Origin of the sequence: Microbulbifer sediminum (genome assembly GCF_021729035.1) — a bacterium.
Lineage (GTDB): Bacteria > Pseudomonadota > Gammaproteobacteria > Pseudomonadales > Cellvibrionaceae > Microbulbifer > Microbulbifer sediminum.
In genome coordinates, this window is sequence record NZ_JAJSAP010000012.1 from 1 (window position 1) to 19,533 (window position 19,533).

Genomic DNA, 19,533 nt, shown 5'->3' on the forward strand with positions numbered 1-19,533 from the left:
GCGGACCGGACGGGACTCGAACCCGCGACCTCCGGCGTGACAGGCCGGCATTCTAACCAACTGAACTACCGGTCCGCATTCCTTGCTTCCCCGTTTTAACCTGCCGGGCAGGTGAGGGGAAGTGGTGGGTGGTACAGGGGTCGAACCTGTGACCTACGGCTTGTAAGGCCGTCGCTCTCCCAACTGAGCTAACCACCCTGCGAAGGGCTGCGTATCTTACCGGTAAATTCTATTGAGTCAATGCCCTGTTCAAAAATATGCACACCGTGGGACGACGATGAGGCAACCCGCCTGTGTATGCGCTGGAAGCAGGAAGTTTGTCACTTCCTGCCGTGGGCGACTGCGTTAATATGCTGCCATTAGATTCCAAGGAGAACGACAATGAGACAATATTGGATTTTCGCAGTCTTACTGGCCTCTGGATTGGTGTTGGCCGGCTGCCAGAACATGGGGGCCGCCTCTCCCTGGATCGATGTCGGTAACCAGGTGGCAAAAAACGCGGGCTATGACACAGACTCCCGGCTTGCCCGGGGTATCAAGGATACCCTGCGCACCAGTACCGACCGGGCCAGCAGCCGGCTGTCTCAGGTTGGGGCATTTAACTTGGGCCTGCCCGCATCGGTTCGCCCGGTGGAAGATGGCCTGCGCCGCTTCGGTTTCGGCAATTATGTTGACCGGCTGGAGAATGCCATGAACCGGGGGGCAGAGCAGGCGGTGGCCGAAGCGGCACCGGTTTTCAAGCAGGCGATTGCCAATATGACGGTCAATGACGCCCTGGGTATTATCCGCGGTAATGAAACCGCGGCGACAGATTATTTCCAGCGCCAGACCGAGGCTGCCCTCCGCATGCGTTATGAGCCGATTGTCGAGGCAAACCTGCGCAAGACCGGTTTTTATAACCAGTACGAGAGTCTGCTTGCCACTTACGAGAAATTGCCCATTGCCAACAAGCCGGATATGGATCTGGAGCGTTACGTGATCGACCAGAGCATGATGACGTTGTTCAGTCGCATCGGTGAGGAAGAGGCCCTGATCCGCAAAGATCCTGTGGCCCGGGGCAGTGTGCTGATCGGGCAGGTATTTGGGGCCGGGGAGGGCTGATTGCCAATCAGCTGATACTGGTTAAGTGGGGGCCAGTCCCTGCGTCTCAGGTGGTCGCAGGTGGAAGGTGACCCCCCTGGGAAAAAGCCCGCTGAGAGCGGGTTTTTTGTTGGGCCGTGCGGGGCTGACAGGTGCCGTCTGTGACGCCCATCCTGCGGGCGCCTTTGCTTCGCTGCGGCGTCCAAAATTGCTCCAGGCAATTTTGTCGAACGGGAGTTCTTGTACGCCGATCACCCACATACAAAAAAGCCCCGCTCTTGCGAGCGGGGCTTTTTTGTATGTGGCGGACCGGACGGGACTCGAACCCGCGACCTCCGGCGTGACAGGCCGGCATTCTAACCAACTGAACTACCGGTCCGCATTCCTTGCTTCCCCGTTTTAACCTGCCGGGCAGGTGAGGGGAAGTGGTGGGTGGTACAGGGGTCGAACCTGTGACCTACGGCTTGTAAGGCCGTCGCTCTCCCAACTGAGCTAACCACCCCGCGTCAGGAGCTGCGTATAGTAATGATATTTTCCGACGCGTCAACGCTTTGTGAAAAATTTTTTTACCTTTCAACAAGTTAAGCAGGTGGCGGGCCGCTGCGGGCCAGTGCGGGGGGTGGGGGAGGCTGTTATAATCGCGCAAATTTCCACCGGACGAATGACAGAGAGGGACTCGGGTGAGAGAGCGAGTGAAACAGATCGGGTGGCTGCCCCTGGTCGTGGCCCTGCTGGGCGGCCTGTGCCTGTCAATGGCCGTGACAGCTGCCGTGGAGGTTGAGCCGTTGTCGACCCCGGAGCTGGAGGCGCGATACCAGGTGCTGATCGAGGAAATGCGCTGCCCCAAGTGCCAGAACCAGAACCTGGCAGGTTCTGATTCACCGGTGGCCCAGGACCTGCGCCGGGAGATCCGGCGGTTGCTGGAGGAGGGGTTTACGGACGGCGAGATCACTGAGTACATGGTGGCCCGCTACGGCGATTTTGTGTTGTACCGCCCACCGGTGCAGCGCAACACCATGGCGCTGTGGCTTGCACCGGGTGTGTTTGCGGCCATCGGCCTGGTCGCCCTGGTGTTGGTGGTGGTGCGGTCGCGCTCGGGCACCGGCGCGAGGCAGGATGATGTCAGCGGTGAGCTGACTGCCGAGGAGCGGCGTCGACTGCAGGCGCTGTTGGGGGAAGATGGGTTGGAATCCGACCGGGAGAGTGACCGTGGAGCCAGGCGTGATGACTGAATTGTGGCTGGGCGTGGCGGCCCTGGTTTTGCTGCTCGTATTCATATTGCTGTGGCCGGCGTTACGCGGTGCCGGTGCGAGCCGGCGGGCACAGGAGGAAACTGGTCGCCACCGGGCGGCGCTGGCGGCCTTGTACCGGGAACAGCGGGCGGAGCTCGAGGCATCCCGTGCCAGCGGCGCCATTGATGACGGGCAGTTTGCGCAGCTGGAGGCGGAGATGGCCCGCAACCTGCTGGCTGCCGAGCAGGCAGCGGGTGGCGAAACACGCCAGGGGGGGCGTGGCCTGCTGCTGGGCCTGGCGGCCGTGGTGCCGCTGGCGGCGCTGGCGCTGTATCTCAACAGTGGTCATGTGGGGGGCCTGGAGCTCTACCGGGATATCCTGGCCAGCCAGCAGGGCAAGGCCGACCGGGTCACCGAGGAACGTATTACCAGCGAGCTTCGGGAGCGGGCGGCATCCCATCCGGACGACCTGACCAGTCGCTATGTTCTTGCGCAGCGGCTGATGGTTCGGGGTGACCTGGACGGCGCGGTGGAGTCGTACCGCTATATCGTTGCGCAGGAGCCGCAGGCGGCGGGCGTCAAGGCCGAGCTGGCACAGGCGTTGTTCTTCCAGCAGGGTTCCCGGGTGACAGGGGAGGTTCGCCGGCTGGTGGGCGAGGTGCTCGCGGCACGGCCTGATAACGGCACTGCGCTGGGGCTGGCCGGGATCGCCGCGTTTGAAGACGAACGGTTCCTGGACGCCCGCGACTTGTGGCAGCGTGCGCTGGATCAGTTGTCGCCCGGTTCTGCCGCTGCGGAGGCGCTGGCCGCCGGTGTGGCACGTGCGGAGAAAGCTATGGCGGACCGCGGTGAGTCGGTCACAGGAGGGGCCCGCGAGGCAGGGCAATCATCCCCGGAAGGGGACGTGGGCCCGGTAATCCGGGTCAGTGTGGAGCTGGCTGAGGCAGTTGAGGCGCCGGCGGAGACTCCGGTGTTCATTTATGCCCGTGGCGCCGACAGCCCCATGCCACTGGCGATCGTGCGCCTGAGCGCCGGTCAGCTGCCGGCCGAAGTGGTGCTGGATGAGTCCCGCGCGATGATGCCCGGTCGCTCACTGGCGAGTGTGGACCAGGTGCAGCTTGTGGCGCGCCTGGCGGTGAATGGGGGCGCGCGGCCGGCGCCGGGCGACTGGCAGGGCAGTGTGGAGTCGCTGCCGCAGTCGGACTGGGACCAGCCAGTCTCGATCACGATCGACCGCCAGCTCTGAGTAAGGGCGGGGGCTTTCCCGCACCGCTGCGCGGTGCCCCGGGAACCAGCTGGGCTGGCGCCTGCCGCATTGGCGGGAGGCGCCATTTCTTAATCGAAAATTACCGCTGAAACGGCCGGCGCCGCCATGTACAATCGGCAGTTTGGTGCGGCCATCGCCGGCACGCTGTCGGGCGCCGGCGAATAACAAAATACCGAGTTACAAATACATGCGTCTGAAGTGCATCAAGCTTGCGGGTTTCAAATCCTTTGTTGACCCGACTACCGTACACTTTCCCTCCAACCTGAGTGCTGTGGTGGGGCCCAATGGCTGTGGTAAGTCCAACACCATTGACGCCGTGCGCTGGGTAATGGGTGAGTCGTCCGCCAAAAACCTGCGCGGTGACTCCATGACCGACGTAATCTTCAATGGCTCAAGTGGCCGCAAGCCCGTGGGCCAGGCCTCCATCGAGCTGGTGTTCGACAACTCCGAGGGCAAGCTGACCGGCCCCTATGCCGAATTCGCCGAGATCTCGGTGAAGCGCCGGGTGACCCGCGACGGCCAGAACAATTACTACCTGAATGGCGACAAGTGTCGCCGCCGTGACGTGACCGACCTGTTCCTGGGTACTGGCCTGGGGCCGCGCAGCTACGCCATCATCGAGCAGGGCATGATCTCCAAGCTGATCGAGGCGAAGCCCGAAGAGCTGCGGGTGTATATCGAAGAGGCGGCCGGTATCTCGAAGTACAAGGAGCGCCGTCGCGACACCGAGAATCGCATGCGCCGTACCAGCGAGAACCTGGAGCGCCTGACCGATATTCGCGAAGAGCTGGAACGGCAGCTGGCACGACTCGAGCGCCAGGCTGCGGCGGCGGAAAAGTACAGCCGTTTCAAGGAAGAGGAGCGCAGCCACAAAGCCCACCTGCAAGCCCTCAAGTACCGGGACCTCGACGACCAGGCCAAAACCAAGCAGCGGCAGATTTCTGAGCTGGAACTCACGGTGGAAGAGCTGGTGACGCGGCAGGTGAGCTGTGACACCGATATCGAGCAGAAGCGAGTCGGTTACCATGAGCTGTCGGACAGCTTCAATGAGGTCCAGGGGCGTTTCTACGCCATCGGCGCTGATATTGCGCGACTGGAGCAGAGTATCGCCCACGCCCGCGAGCGCAATACGCGCCTGCAGTCAGACCTGCAGCAGACCGAGCACGAATACCGCGAGGCGGAGACCGGCCTGGAAGCAGACCGGGAGAAGGCGGCGCAGTTCGAGGCCGAGCTGGAAGTGATCAACCCGGACCTGGAGATGGTCCAGGCCGCCGAAGAAGAATCCGCCCTGGCCCTGCAGACCGCCGAGGACCAGATGCGCGACTGGCAGAACGAGTGGGACCAGTTCAACACCGGTGCCTCGGGTTCGCGCCAGAAAGCCGAGGTGCAGCAGTCCCGCATCCAGCACCTGGAGACCTCGGCGCAACGCCTGCAGGAGCGTATCAACAAGCTGCAGGAAGAGCGTGGCCGCCTCGCCGAGAGCGGCGAGGACGACGATTTTGAACAGCTGGGCGAGCAACTGGCCGAGCTGGAGTTGCAGGCCGGCGAACGCCGCGAGGCCGTGGCGGAGAAAAATGAATCCCTGGCTGAGCTGCGTGCCCGCGAGAGTGACAGCGCTGCGGAGCTCGACCAGCTGCGCCTGCAGCTGCAGACCAGCCGCGGGCGCTTCGCTTCCCTCGAGGCGCTGCAGCAGGCGGCGCTTGGGCAGGGCAAGGCCGTGGATAACTGGCTGCAGCAGCAGTCGCTGGCGGACCGCCCGCGACTGGCCGACCAGATCAGCGCCCGGGCCGGCTGGGAAAAGGCCGTGGAAACGGTGCTGGGCACCCAGCTGCAGGCTGTCTGTGTGGACCAGCTGGAGAGCCTGAGTGAGGGGCTTGCCAGCCTCGAGAGCGGGCAGGCGATCTTTGTCGATGGCAGCCCGGTTCCTGCCACCGCTGGCGGCAGCAGCCTGCCGGCGCTGGCGGAAGTGGTCGAGGGCCCCGATTCGCTGGGTGGCCTGCTGTCCGGCATCTATACCGCTGAGGACCTCACCGCCGCGCTGGCCCAGCGGGAGCGATTGCAGGCCCATGAATCCATCGTAACCCGTGACGGCCTCTGGCTGGGACCGAACTGGCTGCGGGTCAGTCGTGCCTCCGACGCCGAGGCCGGGGTACTGGAGCGCAAGCAGGAGCTGGAAGAGCTCGAGGCATCGATTGCCGCCTGCGAAGAACAGATTGAGACCCTCTCGGAGCAGCGCGAAGAACTGCGCAACCAGGCCTCCGACATGGAGAGCGCCATCGAGCAGTCCCGCAATGAGCTGGAGCAGCTGAGCCGGCGCGAATCCGAGTTGCGTAGCCAGCTGTCCGCCCGCCGTGCGCGCGCCGAACAGATGGGCGAGCGCCGTACCCGGGTCGAGCAGGAACTGGCGGAAGTGCGCGAGCAGCAGGAGATGGAGGGCGAGTCCCTGTCCGAGGCACGCCTGCTGCTGCAGGAGGCGCTGGAGGCGATGAGTGACGACACGGACCGCCGTGAGTCCCTGCTGGCCCGCCGCGACGAGCTGCGCGAGGCGCTGGATGCGGCGCGCCAGCGCGCCCGTGAAGACAAGGATAAGGCACACGAACTGGCTATGCGCGAGCAGTCAGTGCGGACCCAGATGATGTCGCTGGAGCGCACCCTGCAGGTGATGCGCGAGCAGCTGGAACGCCTGCGCACCCGCCGCGAGCAACTACAGGAGCAGATGGCGGAGAGCGACGACCCGTCCCAGGATTTCCAGGCCGAGCTGGAGGAAAAACTGGGCGAGCGCATGGAGGTGGAAACCGAGCTGTCCGAGGCGCGCAAGAAACTGGAGGAGGTCGAGAGCGGCCTGCGCGAACAGGAGCAGGAGCGCCACAAGGTAGAGGCGGCTCTGCAGGGTGTGCGCGCCCAGCTCGAACAGGAGCGCCTGGGCGCCCAGACCCTCGAGGTGCAGCGCAACGGCCTGGTTGAGCAGTTGCGTGAATCCGATTACGACGTGGACCAGGTACTGGAAGAACTCCCGGGTGACCTGACCATTGGCCAGGTCCAGGAAGAGCTGGAACTGGTGGCCGCACGAATTTCCCGGCTCGGCGCCATCAACCTGGCGGCCATCGATGAATACAAGCAGGAATCAGAGCGCAAGGAATACCTGGATCGCCAGTACAGCGACCTGATGGATGCCCTCGAGACCCTCGAGAACGCCATCAAGCGCATCGACCGGGAAACCCGCACACGCTTCAAGGAGACCTTCGACAAGGTCAACACGGGCCTGCAGGAACTGTTCCCGAAGGTGTTCGGTGGCGGTCACGCCTACCTGGAGCTCACCGGCGAGGACCTGCTGGATACCGGCATCGCGATCATGGCGCGCCCGCCGGGCAAGCGCAACAGCACTATCCACCTGCTGTCCGGTGGTGAAAAGGCCCTGACGGCGATTGCGCTGGTATTCTCGATTTTCCGTCTCAACCCGGCGCCATTCTGTATGCTGGACGAGGTGGACGCGCCGCTGGACGATGCCAACGTGGGTCGCTACGCACGGATGGTGCAGGAAATGTCCGAGCACGTGCAGTTCATCTACATTACCCACAACAAGATTGCCATGGAAATGGCGCACCAGCTGTTGGGTGTCACCATGCACGAGCCCGGTGTATCGCGACTGGTAACGGTAGACGTTGAAGAGGCGGCCGAGCTGGCATCCGCATAAGGGCGTAAAGGGAGAAACGCTGATATGGACAACTGGCTGATCACGATTCTCGCACTGGTCCTGGTGCTGGCCCTGGTGGATGGTGTGCGCCGCGCGATCGTGCGCCACAGGGATGCGGATCGTACCGAGCGTAGCCTGAGTCGCGCCATGCACGGTGAGCGAGGCCATCGGGATACTGCGCCCGCCTCGCGGGCCCGCTCGCGCCGGGGTGAGGATGAATTACTCGATCCGGAAGAGGCGGCCAAGCGTGCCCAGATTGCCCGTGAGCTGCCCGGCAGTGTGCGTGTCGTTCAGCGACGGGCGCTGGAAGAGGCGCTACAGGTAAACCGCAAGCTGCAGGAGGACTTCCAGTCCGACGAAAAGCCGGGGAAGAGCGAGGCCGCGGGTGATGCAGATTCTGGTGAGGGCGGCACCGGTGGTGCAAGGAGCAGGGAGCCCCGCCAGGCTTCTCTGAACCTGGAAGAGCAGGTGCCGACCCTGATGGACTCTGTTCCCGGAGAAGTGGAAGAGCCCATCGGCAAAGACTTCCGCCGTGAACCGGAACTCGACGAGGCCGACAGCCTCCAAGCCCTGAGTGAAACCGAACAGGAAGAGCAGGTCGAGCCAGTGCTGAAGAAAAAAAGACCGCCGGAGCCCCGTCCCCGGGAGGATGAAACCATGCGCCAGCCAGGAAAGAGCAGGGGCGGTTCCGATCGCCGAGGCAAGCAAATGGGTGGTGCGGACAAGTCCCCGGTCGAGGAGGTGCTGATTATCAATATCATGGCACCGGATGGCGACCTGTTCGAGGGCAACGACCTCCTGCGGGCGCTGATGGCTGTGAACATGCGCTTTGGTGATATGGATATTTTCCACTATCACCTGGGGGGTGCAGACGATGGCCCGGTGATCTTCAGTCTTGCCAATATGGTGGTGCCGGGCGTATTCGACCTGGGGCGGATGGAAGAGTTTACTACCCCCGGTGTGAGCCTGTTCCTGGCGCTGCCAATCGATGGCGAAGCGATCAAGGCCTTTGAATTGATGCTGTCAGTGTCGCGCGAGATCTCTGAGCACCTCGGCGGTGAACTGAAGGATGAAAATCGCAGTGTCTTTACTGCCCAAACCGCCGAGCACTATCGCCAGCGGGTGATGGAGTTCCAGCGCCGGCGAGCCCTGGCCAGGGCGCAGGCCTGACGCAAAGCAACTGATCGTCGAGCGGCTCCCGCCCGCTTCCCGGTGCATGCCGGCAGGTGCGGCCGGTGGCCGCTGTTACGTGTAAAATCCCTGCCCAAGATACTTTCCGTGTTCTCAGCGAATAATCGATGACCAATAAGAAAATTCCCACCGAAAAACGCGAACGCGCCCAGGAGTTACACGCTGTCCTGCAGCGTGCCAACTACCAGTATTATGTGCTCGATGCCCCGGAATTACCGGATGCTGAGTATGATCGCCGCCTGCGTGAGCTGCAGGAGTTGGAGCAGGAATTCCCCGCCCTGGTTAGCCCGGATTCTCCCACCCAGCGGGTGGGTGCCGAGCCGCTGACCGAGTTTGCCGAGGTGCAGCACGAAGTGCCGATGTTGTCGCTCGACAATGCCTTCGATGACAGCGAGCTACAGGAGTTTGACCGGCGTGTGCGTGACCGCCTCAATAGCAAGGGCGCGGTGGAATATGCCTGTGAGCCGAAGCTGGATGGTATTGCCATCAGCCTGCTGTACCGGGACGGTGTGCTGGAGCGGGCCGCAACCCGCGGTGACGGCACTACCGGCGAGGATATCACCCAGAATGTGCGCACCATCGGCTCGGTGCCCCTGCGGCTGATCGAGAACGGGGTGCCGGCGGTGCTGGAAGTGCGCGGCGAGATATATATGCCCAAGGCTGGCTTTGCCGAGTTGAACGAGAAGGCCCGCGTCGCGGGTGAGAAGGTGTTTGTCAATCCTCGCAACGCTGCCGCGGGTAGCCTGCGCCAGCTGGATTCCCGTATCACTGCTCGGCGACCACTTGAGCTCTGTGTCTATGGCGTGGGCCTGGTTGATGGTGCCAGCCTGCCGGAAAAACACAGTGAGATCCTGCAGCAATTGCACCGCTGGGGCTTCCGCATCAACAGTGAGATGGCGGTGGCGGCGGATATCCGGGAATGTATCGAATATCACCGCAAGCTTGGCGAGAAGCGCGCGGAGCTGCCCTACGATATCGACGGTATTGTCTTCAAGGTAAACAGTATCCCGCTGCAGCGCAGGCTTGGGTTTGTTGCCCGCGCACCGCGCTGGGCCATGGCTTATAAGTTCCCGGCCCAGGAAGAGATGACGGTGTTGCGGGACGTGGAATTCCAGGTGGGGCGCACCGGCGCAGTCACCCCGGTCGCGCGCCTGGAGCCGGTTTTTGTTGGCGGGGTGACGGTTTCCAATGCCACGCTCCACAACCGCGATGAGATAGAGCGGCTGGGGGTAAAGATCGGCGATACGGTGGTTATCCGTCGGGCCGGTGACGTGATCCCGCAGGTTGTGTCGGTGGTGGAGAGCAAGCGGCCCCAAGACGCCCAGGATATTGTTTTCCCGGATCACTGTCCGGTGTGTGACTCTCCCGTTGAATCGACCCCCGGGGAAGCGGTGGCGCGGTGTAGCGGCGGCTTGATCTGCAGCGCACAGCGCAAGCAGGCAATCAAGCACTTTGCGTCGCGCAAGGCCATGGACATCGATGGCCTGGGAGACAAGCTTGTTGAGCAGCTGGTTGACGAGGGCCTGCTGCATTCGGTTTCCGGCCTTTACCGGCTGGAAGTCGGGCAGGTGGCAGCCCTGGAGCGCATGGGCGAAAAATCTGCACAGAACCTGATCGATGCCCTGGAGCGCAGCAAGGACACGACACTGCCCCGCTTCCTGTATGCATTGGGGATTCGTGAGGTAGGGGAGGCCACCGCGCGGAACCTGGCCCGACACTTTGGTGAACTCAAGCCCCTGATGCAGGCCGGCGAGGAAGCATTGCAGGAAGTTGAGGATGTAGGGCCGGTGGTGGCGCATTTCGTTGCCGAGTTTTTCGACCAGCCTCACGCCCAGGAAGAAATCGAGGCGCTGCGGCAGGCGGGTGTGCACTGGCCCGCAGAGGAGACCGGTGGGGAAGCCCAGCCATTAGCGGACCAGACCTGGGTTCTCACCGGGAAACTGGAGACGCTATCCCGCAGTGAGGCCAAGGATTACCTGCAGCGGCTGGGGGCCAAAGTTGCGGGTAGCGTTTCAGCGAATACCCACACGGTAGTGGCTGGTCCCGGCGCCGGGTCGAAACTCAACAAGGCCCGCGAGCTTGGAATTGCCACGCTTGATGAGGATGAGTTCCTGGAAATGTTGCGCGGGCGCGGGATTGAGATCTGATTCCCGGGCAGTCGCCGCCCACTGTCGCCCTCCACTGCCTGAAGCGTTCCGGTAGTGGTCAGCGTGCACATAAAATACGCTCATCGTTATGGTATTTTCCATCGGCCGCCGTTAAAGTGGTCCGGCAAATACTCAAATGGCCGCGCAACAATTGCGCGGCTGCGCTGTGCTGAGGGACACAATAGTGGTACAGGGTGATCAGGAATCCATTGTTTACGGATGCATCAAGGACACCAACAGCCTTGCCGGGGGTTCCGACCGTCGCCGCGTAAATCGCGAGGCGGTGCTCGCCCTGCCCAGTGCCGACGAGTGGCCCTTTCTCTGCCGCGATATGTTTTCCATTCCTACCATCAAGGTGAAACAGTCCCAGTACCAGACCGATGTGATCCATTTCGGGGCCTCTTACCGGGCGGTGGAGTACGAATGGAATCACTGGATCCTCAAGTTCGAGGAATTACTGCGCAGCATGTATTGGGTATCCGCCACTGTCCACCTGGAAACTGAACTCTCCGGTACCCATTCGTTTACCTGGGAGGCTACAGGCCTTTACCACGAGCCCGGCAGTGGTGACATGCAGGTGCGTTGCGAGTGGACCCAGGAAGGGCGCGTCAGCGTCTGACCGGAAAGTCCCGCATTCCACTGTCTATCGCTGCCTGACTGCCCGGCCATGAGCGCCTTTTCACGCCGCACACCTTGCTATGCTTAACTGACTCGCTGGCATTGGTGTCGCGAGCGATGTGGTTCCGGGCAGCCGCGCGGTGTGGACTTGACAGTGGTGGCAGAGGGCTCTCTGCCGGCGTACGCAACCCTCTACGCTCATATCCGGGTCATCCTGGGGATCGTCGTCGGATTGGGGCTCACTCACCTGCTGCGTAACCTGGCGCGCCTGGTTGAGGAGCCCCGCGAGGACCGCCTCTACTGGCTGCACCTGGGCTGGGTCGGCTTTGTCATGCTGTATCTGCTGCATTTCTGGTGGTGGGCATTCCGCTTCTCCCACAGCGGGACCATCGACCTGCTCACTTATCTATACCTGATCAGTTATACGCTGTTCCTGTACCTGTTGTGTGTCCTGCTGTTCCCCGAAAAGAATTCCCGGCCCAAGGATTACCGCTCATTGTTTTTCCTGCGACGCAAATGGTTGTTTGCTGTGCTAGCTTCCTGGTGTCGGGGATGAGTTTCCAGGTTTTTTATTTCTTTGCGGAATATGGTTCATTTTCTGAATAAATTGTGGCTTGGCGTTGCGTCTCTGGGGCGGTAAGCTGTGAAAACCGACTTTGACGCGCTGTGCCGTGGCAGAGGCTGCGGCACAGTAAAAATAATCTCCAGGCTAGGAGCTTTTTATGAAGTGCTTGATCTTCCGTTTGCTGCAATCCCTGATTTTCGGCGGCGCCCTGGTTGCGGCGCCCCTTTTGCACGCCGACGATCACAATAAGGCGGCATCCCAGGTGTCCAAGGCGCCGGCCGATGCCCGGGCCTATATTCTGTCTCCCAAAGATGGTGAAAAGGTCGGCAAGACATTCACCGTCAGGTTTGGCCTGTCGGGCATGGGTATTGCCCCGGCTGGCATTGACAAGGAAAGCACTGGCCATCATCACCTGCTGATCGATGTAGACCAGTTGCCCTCTATGAACAAGCCGCTGCCGGCCACGGACAATATCATTCACTTCGGCGGTGGCCAGACCGAAACCGAGATTACTCTGTCGCCGGGTAAGCACACCCTGCAGCTACTACTCGGTAACCACCTGCATATTCCGCACAGCAATCCAGTGCTGTCCGAGAAAATTACCGTGGTGGTAGGCGAGTAAGCGGGTATCAGTTTTTCCGAATACGAGTCGGGGACCGGTTCGCATGAGTAAAGATTTTCGCACGGAAAAAGACAGCCTGGGCGAAGTCCGGGTACCAGGGGATGCGCTTTACGGTGCGCAGACCCAGCGCGCTGTGGAGAATTTCCCGGTCAGCGGGCAGTCGCTGCCGGCTGAGTTTATCCGCGCCGTCCTGTTGATCAAGAAGGCCGCGGCACAGGCCAACAAAGACCTGGGCCTGTTGGCCGGTGAGCAGGCGGTGGCTATTGTCGAGGCCTGCAATGCCGTCGATGATGCGATGCTGGAAAAGCAGTTCCCGGTGGATGTTTACCAGACCGGCTCCGGCACCAGCACCAACATGAATGTTAACGAGGTGCTGGCGACAATCGCGATGCGGGATAGCGGCGTCGATATCAATCCCAATGACCACGTCAATATGGGCCAGAGCAGCAACGACGTGATTCCCAGTGCAATCCATGTGTCGGCGCTGCTCGCCGTACGTGACCAGCTATTGCCGGCCCTGAGACTCCTCCACAGTGTGCTGGACGAGAAGGCGGCGGGGCTTGCTGATGTAGTGAAGACCGGCCGTACCCACCTGATGGACGCGGTGCCGATCACCATGGGCCAGGAAATCTCCGCCTGGGCGACCCAGGTGGAGCATTGTCGGCAGCGGATTCGCTCCACCCTGCCACGGCTGGCGCAGCTGGCACAGGGCGGGACTGCGGTTGGAACCGGCCTGAACGCACATCCGGACTTTGCCGAATTGTTTGCCCAAAAACTCAGTGCCGATACGACCCAGCAGTTTCGCCCGGCGGACAATACGTTTACGGCGATCAGTTGCCAGGACACGGCGGTCGAGCTTTCCGGACAGCTGAAAGTGCTGGCTGTGGCACTGATGAAAATAGCCAACGACCTGCGCTGGATGAACAGTGGCCCGCTGGCCGGCTTCGGTGAAATCGAGCTACAGGCTTTGCAGCCGGGCAGCAGCATCATGCCCGGGAAGGTGAATCCTGTCATTGCCGAGTCGGTGGCGATGGTTGCAGCGCGGGTGATGGGAAATGACACCACCATCGGTGTCGCGGGCCAGAGCGGCAACTTCCAGCTCAATGTGATGCTGCCGCTGGTGGCCAGCTCTCTGCTGGAGAGTATCCGCCTGTTGACCGGCGCCTCTCAGACACTCGCCGACAAGGCCGTTGCCTCTTTCACCGTCAAGCGGGAAAACATTGAGCGGGCCCTGGCGCGCAACCCGGTGCTCGTTACTGCGCTGAACCCGGTAATCGGCTATGAAAAGGCGGCCGAAATTGCCAAACGAGCCTACGCGGAAGGGCGCCCGATACTGGAAGTGGCCAGTGAGATGACAGATCTCGACACGCAGGAACTGGAACGCCTGCTCGATCCGCGACAGCTGACCAAGGGCGGCATCCCCGGTGGCGACTAAAGAGCACGCCTTTCGGCCCGGCGCCTCAGGTGAGCAAAATCAGGCAGAGTACCAGGGTCGCTATGGCCAGAGTGAGGCATTCGATCAACGTGAACAATCGCCTCACGGTCGCGCGATCTTCCTTCCGATAGAGTAATTTCTTGCTCATGGAACCTCCTGCGGCGTTGACAGCGATGGGCCAATGCCTCACGATTCTGCGCCGCACCGGCTATAGTTGCCGATCCTTAAATGGTAATGCCGCGCTCAGGTATGACCCAGTATTCACGTTTATCAAGCAGTCCGGATGCCCATGGCCAGTAAACGTCGTCGCTCTTTTCTCACCAGCGTTATCGCTTGTATCGGTTTTGTCGTCGCCGCAATCTGGGCCTGGGACCTGCCGGTCAGGGATGTGCTGGCCTATCTGGTTATCCTCCTCGGATTCCTGGTGGTCCTGATTCTTGCGGGCCTTGCCGGTGGCGCGCTGCTGAACTGGCTGCGCAGGCGCAAAAAATAGATGAGCGTGACGGAAGAGGATATCCGTATCCCCATTGCCTATCTCGAGCGCTTGCTGGAAGAGGCGGCCAGGCATGGCTGTGACCGGCAGGAACTGCTCAGCGCGGTGGGCATAGAGGAACGGGAGCTGGAAGGTGCGGCGGCGTTCTCGGCGCTCAAGTACGGCCGGCTCTACCAGCGCGTCATGTGGCAGGTCCAGGACGAATGGTTCGGCATGCTCAGTGGTGGGCGTGTGCGCTCGGGCTCTTTCCGCCTGCTGTGCCTCACCGTGGTCAACTGTGCGACCGTCCGCCAGGCTATCCAGCTCAGCGCCGAGTTCATGGAAATCTGCCGGGGATTCAAGGTGAAACCGGTCCTTGAGGACCAGCAGGGAGGGCGCGAGCGAGTGGCGATTCGCGGGATCAGCTCCCTGGGGGAGGGGGAGTTTGAGCGACTGATCGCAGACACCAGTCCGGGCGTGATCCGTACCACGCTGGCGGTCTGGCATCGTTTCTACTGTTGGCTGGTGGGGCGTGAAATCCCGTTGGCGCGGCTGCATTTCTCCTTCCCGTGTCCGGAGGAGTTCCGCACCCTGGCACAGAGTGAAGCCGGCGAGCTGTTGTTCGAGCAGCCCTCCAATGCACTGGAGTACGACAGCCGCTACCTCGATTACCCCATTGTGCAGAACCCGCAGACGGTAGAGGGTTTTATCCGTACCGCGCCCTATCACCTTGTGATCAGTGATGGCAGTGCCAACAGTATCAAGACCAAGGTGAAGACCATCCTGAACCGGGATGTGAGTGAGTCCATGCCGGCGGCCGAGGTGGTGGCGGAGCGCCTGAACATGTCGGTCACGACGCTGCGCCGGCGACTGCAGCAGGAAGGGACTTCTTACCAGAAGCTCAAAGACGAGTGCCGCATGGAGGCTGCCTTTCACTACCTGAGCTGTCCGGACCTTTCCAACGGGCAGATTGCCGAGATGCTGGGTTTTGACGAGTCCAGCGCCTTCTTTCGCGCGTTCAAGAAGTGGACGGGCATCACGCCCGGCGAGTATCGCAAAAGCGGCCTTTCGGTCACGGCTGCAGCTGACTGAAGGTCCGCTTTTTACTGCCGGGCCCGTGTGCGGTTTTTGTCAGCGCTTTGGGCGGTTTTCGCCATAGAGAGATCTGCGCACCTGCTACTATGATGAACCAATCGTGAGTTCTAGTCACAAACCTGACCAGCCGGTTTCATAACCGGGCCGAAATAATACAGCGAGAATTTGAGGGTAGCAGGATGACCGACGTCAAGATTCCACTGCGCGACATGCGTTTCGCCACGCGCGAACTGCTCGATTGGGACCAGCACTATGCCTCCCTGGGTTACGAGGAGGCCACTCCGGATCTGGTGGACGCCATTCTGGAAGAGGGGGCCAAGTTCTGTGAAAACGTCCTGGCACCGCTGAATGCCGTTGGTGACCAGCAGGGCTGTACCTGGAAAGACGGTGAGGTCACCACCCCCGAGGGCTTCAAGGAAGCCTACCAGCAGTTTGTCGAGGCCGGCTGGCCCTCCCTGGCGCACGATGTCGAGTACGGCGGCCAGGGCCTGCCGCCCTCGCTGGGTACCCTGATGAGCGAGATGGTGGGCACCACCAACTGGTCCTGGGGAATGTACCCGGGCCTGTCCCATGGCGCTATGAACACCCTCGAGGAACATGGCACCGAGGAGCAGAAGGCGACCTACCTGACCAAGCTGGTAGAGGGCACCTGGACCGGGACCATGTGCCTGACCGAGCCCCACTGTGGTACTGACCTGGGTATCCTGCGCTCCAAGGCCGAACCGAATGATGATGGCTCCTATTCCATCTCCGGTACCAAGATCTTTATTTCTGCCGGTGAGCACGATATGGCAGAGAATATTGTGCATATCGTACTGGCGCGCCTGCCTGATGCACCCGCCGGCACCAAGGGTATTTCCCTGTTTATCGTCCCCAAGTTCCTGCCCGCGGCAGACGGTTCTGCCGGTGAGCGCAACGGCGTCACCTGTGGCTCCCTGGAGCACAAGATGGGCATCCACGGCAACGCGACTGCCGTACTGAACTTTGACGGTGCCAAGGGCTTCCTGATCGGGCCGCCCAACAAGGGCCTGAACTGCATGTTCACCTTCATGAACACCGCCCGCCTGGGCACTGCCCTGCAGGGCCTGTCCCACGCCGAGGCCGGTTTCCAGAAGTCCCTGGCCTATGCCAAGGACCGTCTGCAAATGCGTTCCCTGAGCGGCCCGAAAAACCCTGACGGGGCGGCCGACCCGATTATTGTGCACCCGGACGTGCGTCGCATGCTGCTGACCCAGAAAGCTTTTGCCGAGGGCGGCCGCATGCTGGTCGCGCTGTGTGCACAGCAGGTGGACCGCACCCACAAGGGCAGCGATGAGGACAAGAAGGATGCCGATGACCTGCTGGCTTTCCTGACGCCGATCGCCAAGGCGTTCCTCACAGAAACCGGCTTTGAATCCGCAAACCTGGGGCTGCAGTGCTTCGGTGGTCACGGTTACATTGCCGAGTGGGGCATGGAGCAAAACGTGCGCGACGCGCGAATCGCCACTATTTACGAGGGCACTACCGGCATTCAGGCGCTGGACTTGCTGGGACGTAAAGTCCTGATGAGCCAGGGCGAACTCCTGCGCAAGTTCACCAAGCAGGTGCACAAGTTCTGCCAGGCAGAAATCGACACTGAAGCGCTGGCCCCGTTTGTCACCCGCCTGCAGGAACTGAACAAGGAATGGGGTGATGTGACCATGCATGTCGGCGCCCAGGCCATGGAGAATCCTGACGAGGTGGGGGCTGCATCCGTGGATTACCTGATGTATTCCGGTTACGTGGTGCTCGGTTTCCTGTGGGCCCGTGCTGCCAAGGTAGCCAGTGACAAGCTCGCTGCGGGAGAGGGTGATGCGGAGTTCTACCGGGCCAAGCTGGCCACTGCGCGTTTCTACTTCGACCGCATCCTGCCGCGGACCGCGGGCCACGCGGCGGCGATGAAGAGCGGCGCTGCCAACCTGATGGAGCTGGACGCCGAACACTTCGCGTTCTGAACCGCGCAGTAACTGAAAACCGTCGGCCCTGCCGGCGGTTTTTTTATTCAGGGTATTTTATGCAGTTGCCAGATCAGGTGGTGGCGCGGCTGCGCCGCCTCTCTTGTTTGCACCCTTGCACTCGGGTACAGTTCCGGCTACCGGACGCCAGTGATTTCTGTGTCATTCTTTCGCAGGAACCCGGTGAGCCACCGGCTTTTGCCCGGTATGGGGAGGTTGAGGGTGCGGCCCTGATTCTGGAGATGTCGCAGACAACCCTGGACGCCGTCATGGAAGGGCAACTCAGTGCCCGCCATGCATTTCTTCTTGGAGACATTAGATACTCCGGTGACCGGGATCTGGCCGCCGCGCTGGCGGACCTGTTTCCCGCAGCATAAGCTTACGAAGAATAACGACACGTTCGCACTCTCAGAGAGGGAATTTCGTCTATAAGAAACGAAACACGCGGACAAGCGACAACAACAGGACTGGGAGAAGACAGTTGGACATCGACCGCAGCATACTCGACGTATTTTCTGACGCCTGCGCCAAATACAGCGACAGGCCGGCATTTACCTGCCTGGGCCAGACACTGACCATCGGCGATATCAACAAACTCAGTGCCAGGTTCGCCTCCTACCTGCAGAATCACACCAATCTCGAGCCTGGCGACCGCATTGCGGTACAGCTGCCCAATGTCCTGCAGTACCCGGTTGTGGTTTTTGGTGCCTTGCGTGCCGGCCTGGTGGTGGTAAACACCAACCCGCTTTACACTCGCCGTGAACTGAAGCACCAGCTCAACGACTCGGGCGCCAAGGCCCTGGTAGTGCTGGCCAATATCGCCGATACCGCTTCCCAGGTGATTGGGGAGACCGGGGTAGAGCAGGTGATCGTCTCCGAGATTGCCGACCTGCATAACCCTCTCAAGCGCGTGCTGATCAACAGCGTGGCGAAGTACGTCAAGAAGATGGTGCCGGACTTTTCCTTTGCCAACCAGGTGAACTTTCGCGACGCGATGGGGTTGGGCGAGCAGAATCCGCACAGTGACGTTCAGTGCAAGCCGGATGACGTGGCTGTACTCCAGTACACCGGCGGTACCACAGGTGTTGCCAAAGGTGCGATGCTGACGAACCGCAACCTGGTTGCGAATATGGAACAGGTTCGTGAAGCGCTGGGTAAATCGATCAAGGAAGGTGAGGAGCTCTACATCGCGCCCCTGCCGCTTTACCACATTTATGCCTTTACCATTCATTGCATGTCCCTGTTTGCGACCGGCAACCATTCGCTGCTGATCCCGAATCCGCGCGACATTCCAACATTTGTGAAGACCCTGAAAGGCGTGCGCTTTACCGGCTTTGTGGGACTGAATACCCTGTTTAACGGACTGATGCGTGCCCCCGGTTTTTCCGACCTGGATTTCAGCAAGCTGCACACAACCGCCTCCGGTGGTATGGCCCTGACCCGTGACACCGCCAAGCGCTGGGAAGAGATGACCGGCTGTGTAGTGACCGAGGGTTATGGCATGACCGAGACGTCCCCTGTGGTTTCCTTTAATCCGGCCGAGGCTGTGCAGTTGGGCACGGTCGGCTTGCCGGTACCCGGTACTGAGGTAAAAGTTGTCGACGAAAATGGCAATGACCTGCCCAACAACTCGCCGGGTGAGCTTTGCGTACGGGGTCCACAGGTGATGAAGGGCTACTGGCAGCGCGAAGAGGCCACTGCCGAGACCATCGACAGTGAGGGTTGGTTGAAGACCGGCGATATGGCCGAGATCCAGGATGATGGCTATATCAAGATCGTGGATCGCAAGAAGGACATGATCATCGTATCCGGTTTCAACGTTTACCCGAATGAGATCGAGGATGTGATCAGCGCGCATGACAAGGTTGCCGAGGCCGCAGCCATTGGCATTCCCGATGATAAGAGCGGGGAAGTGGTCAAGCTGTTTGTGGTGAAGGCCGATGAGTCCGTGACCGAAGAGGAGGTTATCGCCTATTGCCGCGAAAATATGACCGCCTACAAGGTGCCGAAGCAGGTGGAATTCCGTGAGGAGCTGCCCAAGACCAATGTGGGCAAGATCCTGCGTCGGGAACTGCGCGACGAGGAAATGAAGAAGATCGAGGCCCTGGAGAGCGCCTGATAACCGGTCGCTACCCGGGTACA

15 protein-coding genes and 4 tRNA genes are annotated in these 19,533 nt (G+C 61.2%); 15 read left to right on the forward strand and 4 right to left on the reverse strand.

From position 1 onward, the window contains the following. Position 1: 1 nt before the first annotated feature. Both LVD11_RS16235 and LVD11_RS16240 read right to left on the reverse strand, forming a co-directional pair. Positions 2 to 75, reverse strand: a tRNA-Asp gene (locus LVD11_RS16235). A gap of 47 nt (positions 76 to 122) precedes the next feature. After that, positions 123 to 198, reverse strand: a tRNA-Val gene (locus LVD11_RS16240). Between the two features lie 183 nt (positions 199 to 381). Between LVD11_RS16240 and LVD11_RS16245 the strand changes: the two genes are divergently transcribed. Further along, positions 382 to 1,101: a DUF4197 domain-containing protein gene (locus LVD11_RS16245; protein WP_237060684.1), complete on the forward strand. Its 720-nt coding sequence runs from the start codon at positions 382 to 384 to the stop codon at positions 1,099 to 1,101. Positions 1,102 to 1,382: 281 nt separating this feature from the next. Here the strand turns inward: LVD11_RS16245 and LVD11_RS16250 are convergent. After that, positions 1,383 to 1,459: transfer RNA gene (locus LVD11_RS16250), tRNA-Asp, on the reverse strand. Between the two features lie 47 nt (positions 1,460 to 1,506). After that, positions 1,507 to 1,582 (reverse strand) — tRNA-Val (locus tag LVD11_RS16255). Positions 1,583 to 1,772: 190 nt separating this feature from the next. Here LVD11_RS16255 and LVD11_RS16260 point away from each other — a divergent pair. The 14 genes from LVD11_RS16260 to LVD11_RS16325 all read left to right on the forward strand — a co-directional run bounded on the left by LVD11_RS16260 (position 1,773) and on the right by LVD11_RS16325 (position 19,510). Beyond that, positions 1,773 to 2,312 carry a cytochrome c-type biogenesis protein gene (locus LVD11_RS16260; protein WP_237060686.1) on the forward strand — a complete coding sequence of 180 codons (540 nt, stop codon included), beginning with the start codon at positions 1,773 to 1,775 and terminating at the stop codon, positions 2,310 to 2,312. After that, positions 2,305 to 3,558, forward strand: a complete 1,254-nt coding sequence (gene ccmI, locus LVD11_RS16265; protein WP_237060689.1) for a c-type cytochrome biogenesis protein CcmI — start codon at positions 2,305 to 2,307, stop codon at positions 3,556 to 3,558. Before LVD11_RS16260 ends, ccmI begins: the two co-directional genes overlap by 8 nt. Before the next feature lie 208 nt (positions 3,559 to 3,766). Then, complete coding sequence (smc, locus tag LVD11_RS16270; RefSeq protein ID WP_237060690.1) at positions 3,767 to 7,273, forward strand: chromosome segregation protein SMC; 3,507 nt, start codon at positions 3,767 to 3,769, stop codon at positions 7,271 to 7,273. A gap of 24 nt (positions 7,274 to 7,297) precedes the next feature. After that, positions 7,298 to 8,443, forward strand: coding sequence for a cell division protein ZipA (zipA, locus tag LVD11_RS16275; protein WP_237060692.1), 1,146 nt, complete (start codon positions 7,298 to 7,300; stop codon positions 8,441 to 8,443). A gap of 128 nt (positions 8,444 to 8,571) precedes the next feature. Beyond that, complete coding sequence (ligA, locus tag LVD11_RS16280) at positions 8,572 to 10,611, forward strand: NAD-dependent DNA ligase LigA (RefSeq protein WP_237060694.1); 2,040 nt, start codon at positions 8,572 to 8,574, stop codon at positions 10,609 to 10,611. Positions 10,612 to 10,795: 184 nt separating this feature from the next. Further along, positions 10,796 to 11,230 carry a hypothetical protein gene (locus tag LVD11_RS16285; RefSeq protein ID WP_237060696.1) on the forward strand — a complete coding sequence of 145 codons (435 nt, stop codon included), beginning with the start codon at positions 10,796 to 10,798 and terminating at the stop codon, positions 11,228 to 11,230. A 141-nt stretch (positions 11,231 to 11,371) separates the two neighbouring features. Beyond that, positions 11,372 to 11,785 carry a hypothetical protein gene (locus tag LVD11_RS16290; RefSeq protein WP_237060697.1) on the forward strand — a complete coding sequence of 138 codons (414 nt, stop codon included), beginning with the start codon at positions 11,372 to 11,374 and terminating at the stop codon, positions 11,783 to 11,785. 166 nt (positions 11,786 to 11,951) lie between these two features. Further along, positions 11,952 to 12,416 carry a DUF4399 domain-containing protein gene (locus LVD11_RS16295; RefSeq protein WP_237060698.1) on the forward strand — a complete coding sequence of 155 codons (465 nt, stop codon included), beginning with the start codon at positions 11,952 to 11,954 and terminating at the stop codon, positions 12,414 to 12,416. A gap of 43 nt (positions 12,417 to 12,459) precedes the next feature. Next, positions 12,460 to 13,851: a class II fumarate hydratase gene (locus LVD11_RS16300; protein WP_237060699.1), complete on the forward strand. Its 1,392-nt coding sequence runs from the start codon at positions 12,460 to 12,462 to the stop codon at positions 13,849 to 13,851. Between the two features lie 289 nt (positions 13,852 to 14,140). Continuing rightward, on the forward strand, positions 14,141 to 14,344 hold the full coding sequence (locus LVD11_RS16305; protein WP_237060700.1) for a hypothetical protein: 204 nt from the start codon (positions 14,141 to 14,143) through the stop codon (positions 14,342 to 14,344). Continuing rightward, positions 14,345 to 15,415, forward strand: coding sequence for an AraC family transcriptional regulator (locus LVD11_RS16310; protein WP_237060701.1), 1,071 nt, complete (start codon positions 14,345 to 14,347; stop codon positions 15,413 to 15,415). A 182-nt stretch (positions 15,416 to 15,597) separates the two neighbouring features. After that, a complete protein-coding gene (locus LVD11_RS16315) occupies positions 15,598 to 17,391 on the forward strand; it encodes an acyl-CoA dehydrogenase C-terminal domain-containing protein (protein WP_237060702.1) in 1,794 nt (597 codons plus the stop codon). A gap of 59 nt (positions 17,392 to 17,450) precedes the next feature. Further along, positions 17,451 to 17,768 (forward strand): SCP2 sterol-binding domain-containing protein, encoded by a 318-nt coding sequence (locus tag LVD11_RS16320; protein WP_237060703.1) that lies wholly within the window; start codon positions 17,451 to 17,453, stop codon positions 17,766 to 17,768. A gap of 104 nt (positions 17,769 to 17,872) precedes the next feature. After that, a complete protein-coding gene (locus LVD11_RS16325) occupies positions 17,873 to 19,510 on the forward strand; it encodes an AMP-binding protein (protein WP_237060705.1) in 1,638 nt (545 codons plus the stop codon). The last annotated feature ends 23 nt before the right edge of the window (positions 19,511 to 19,533 follow it).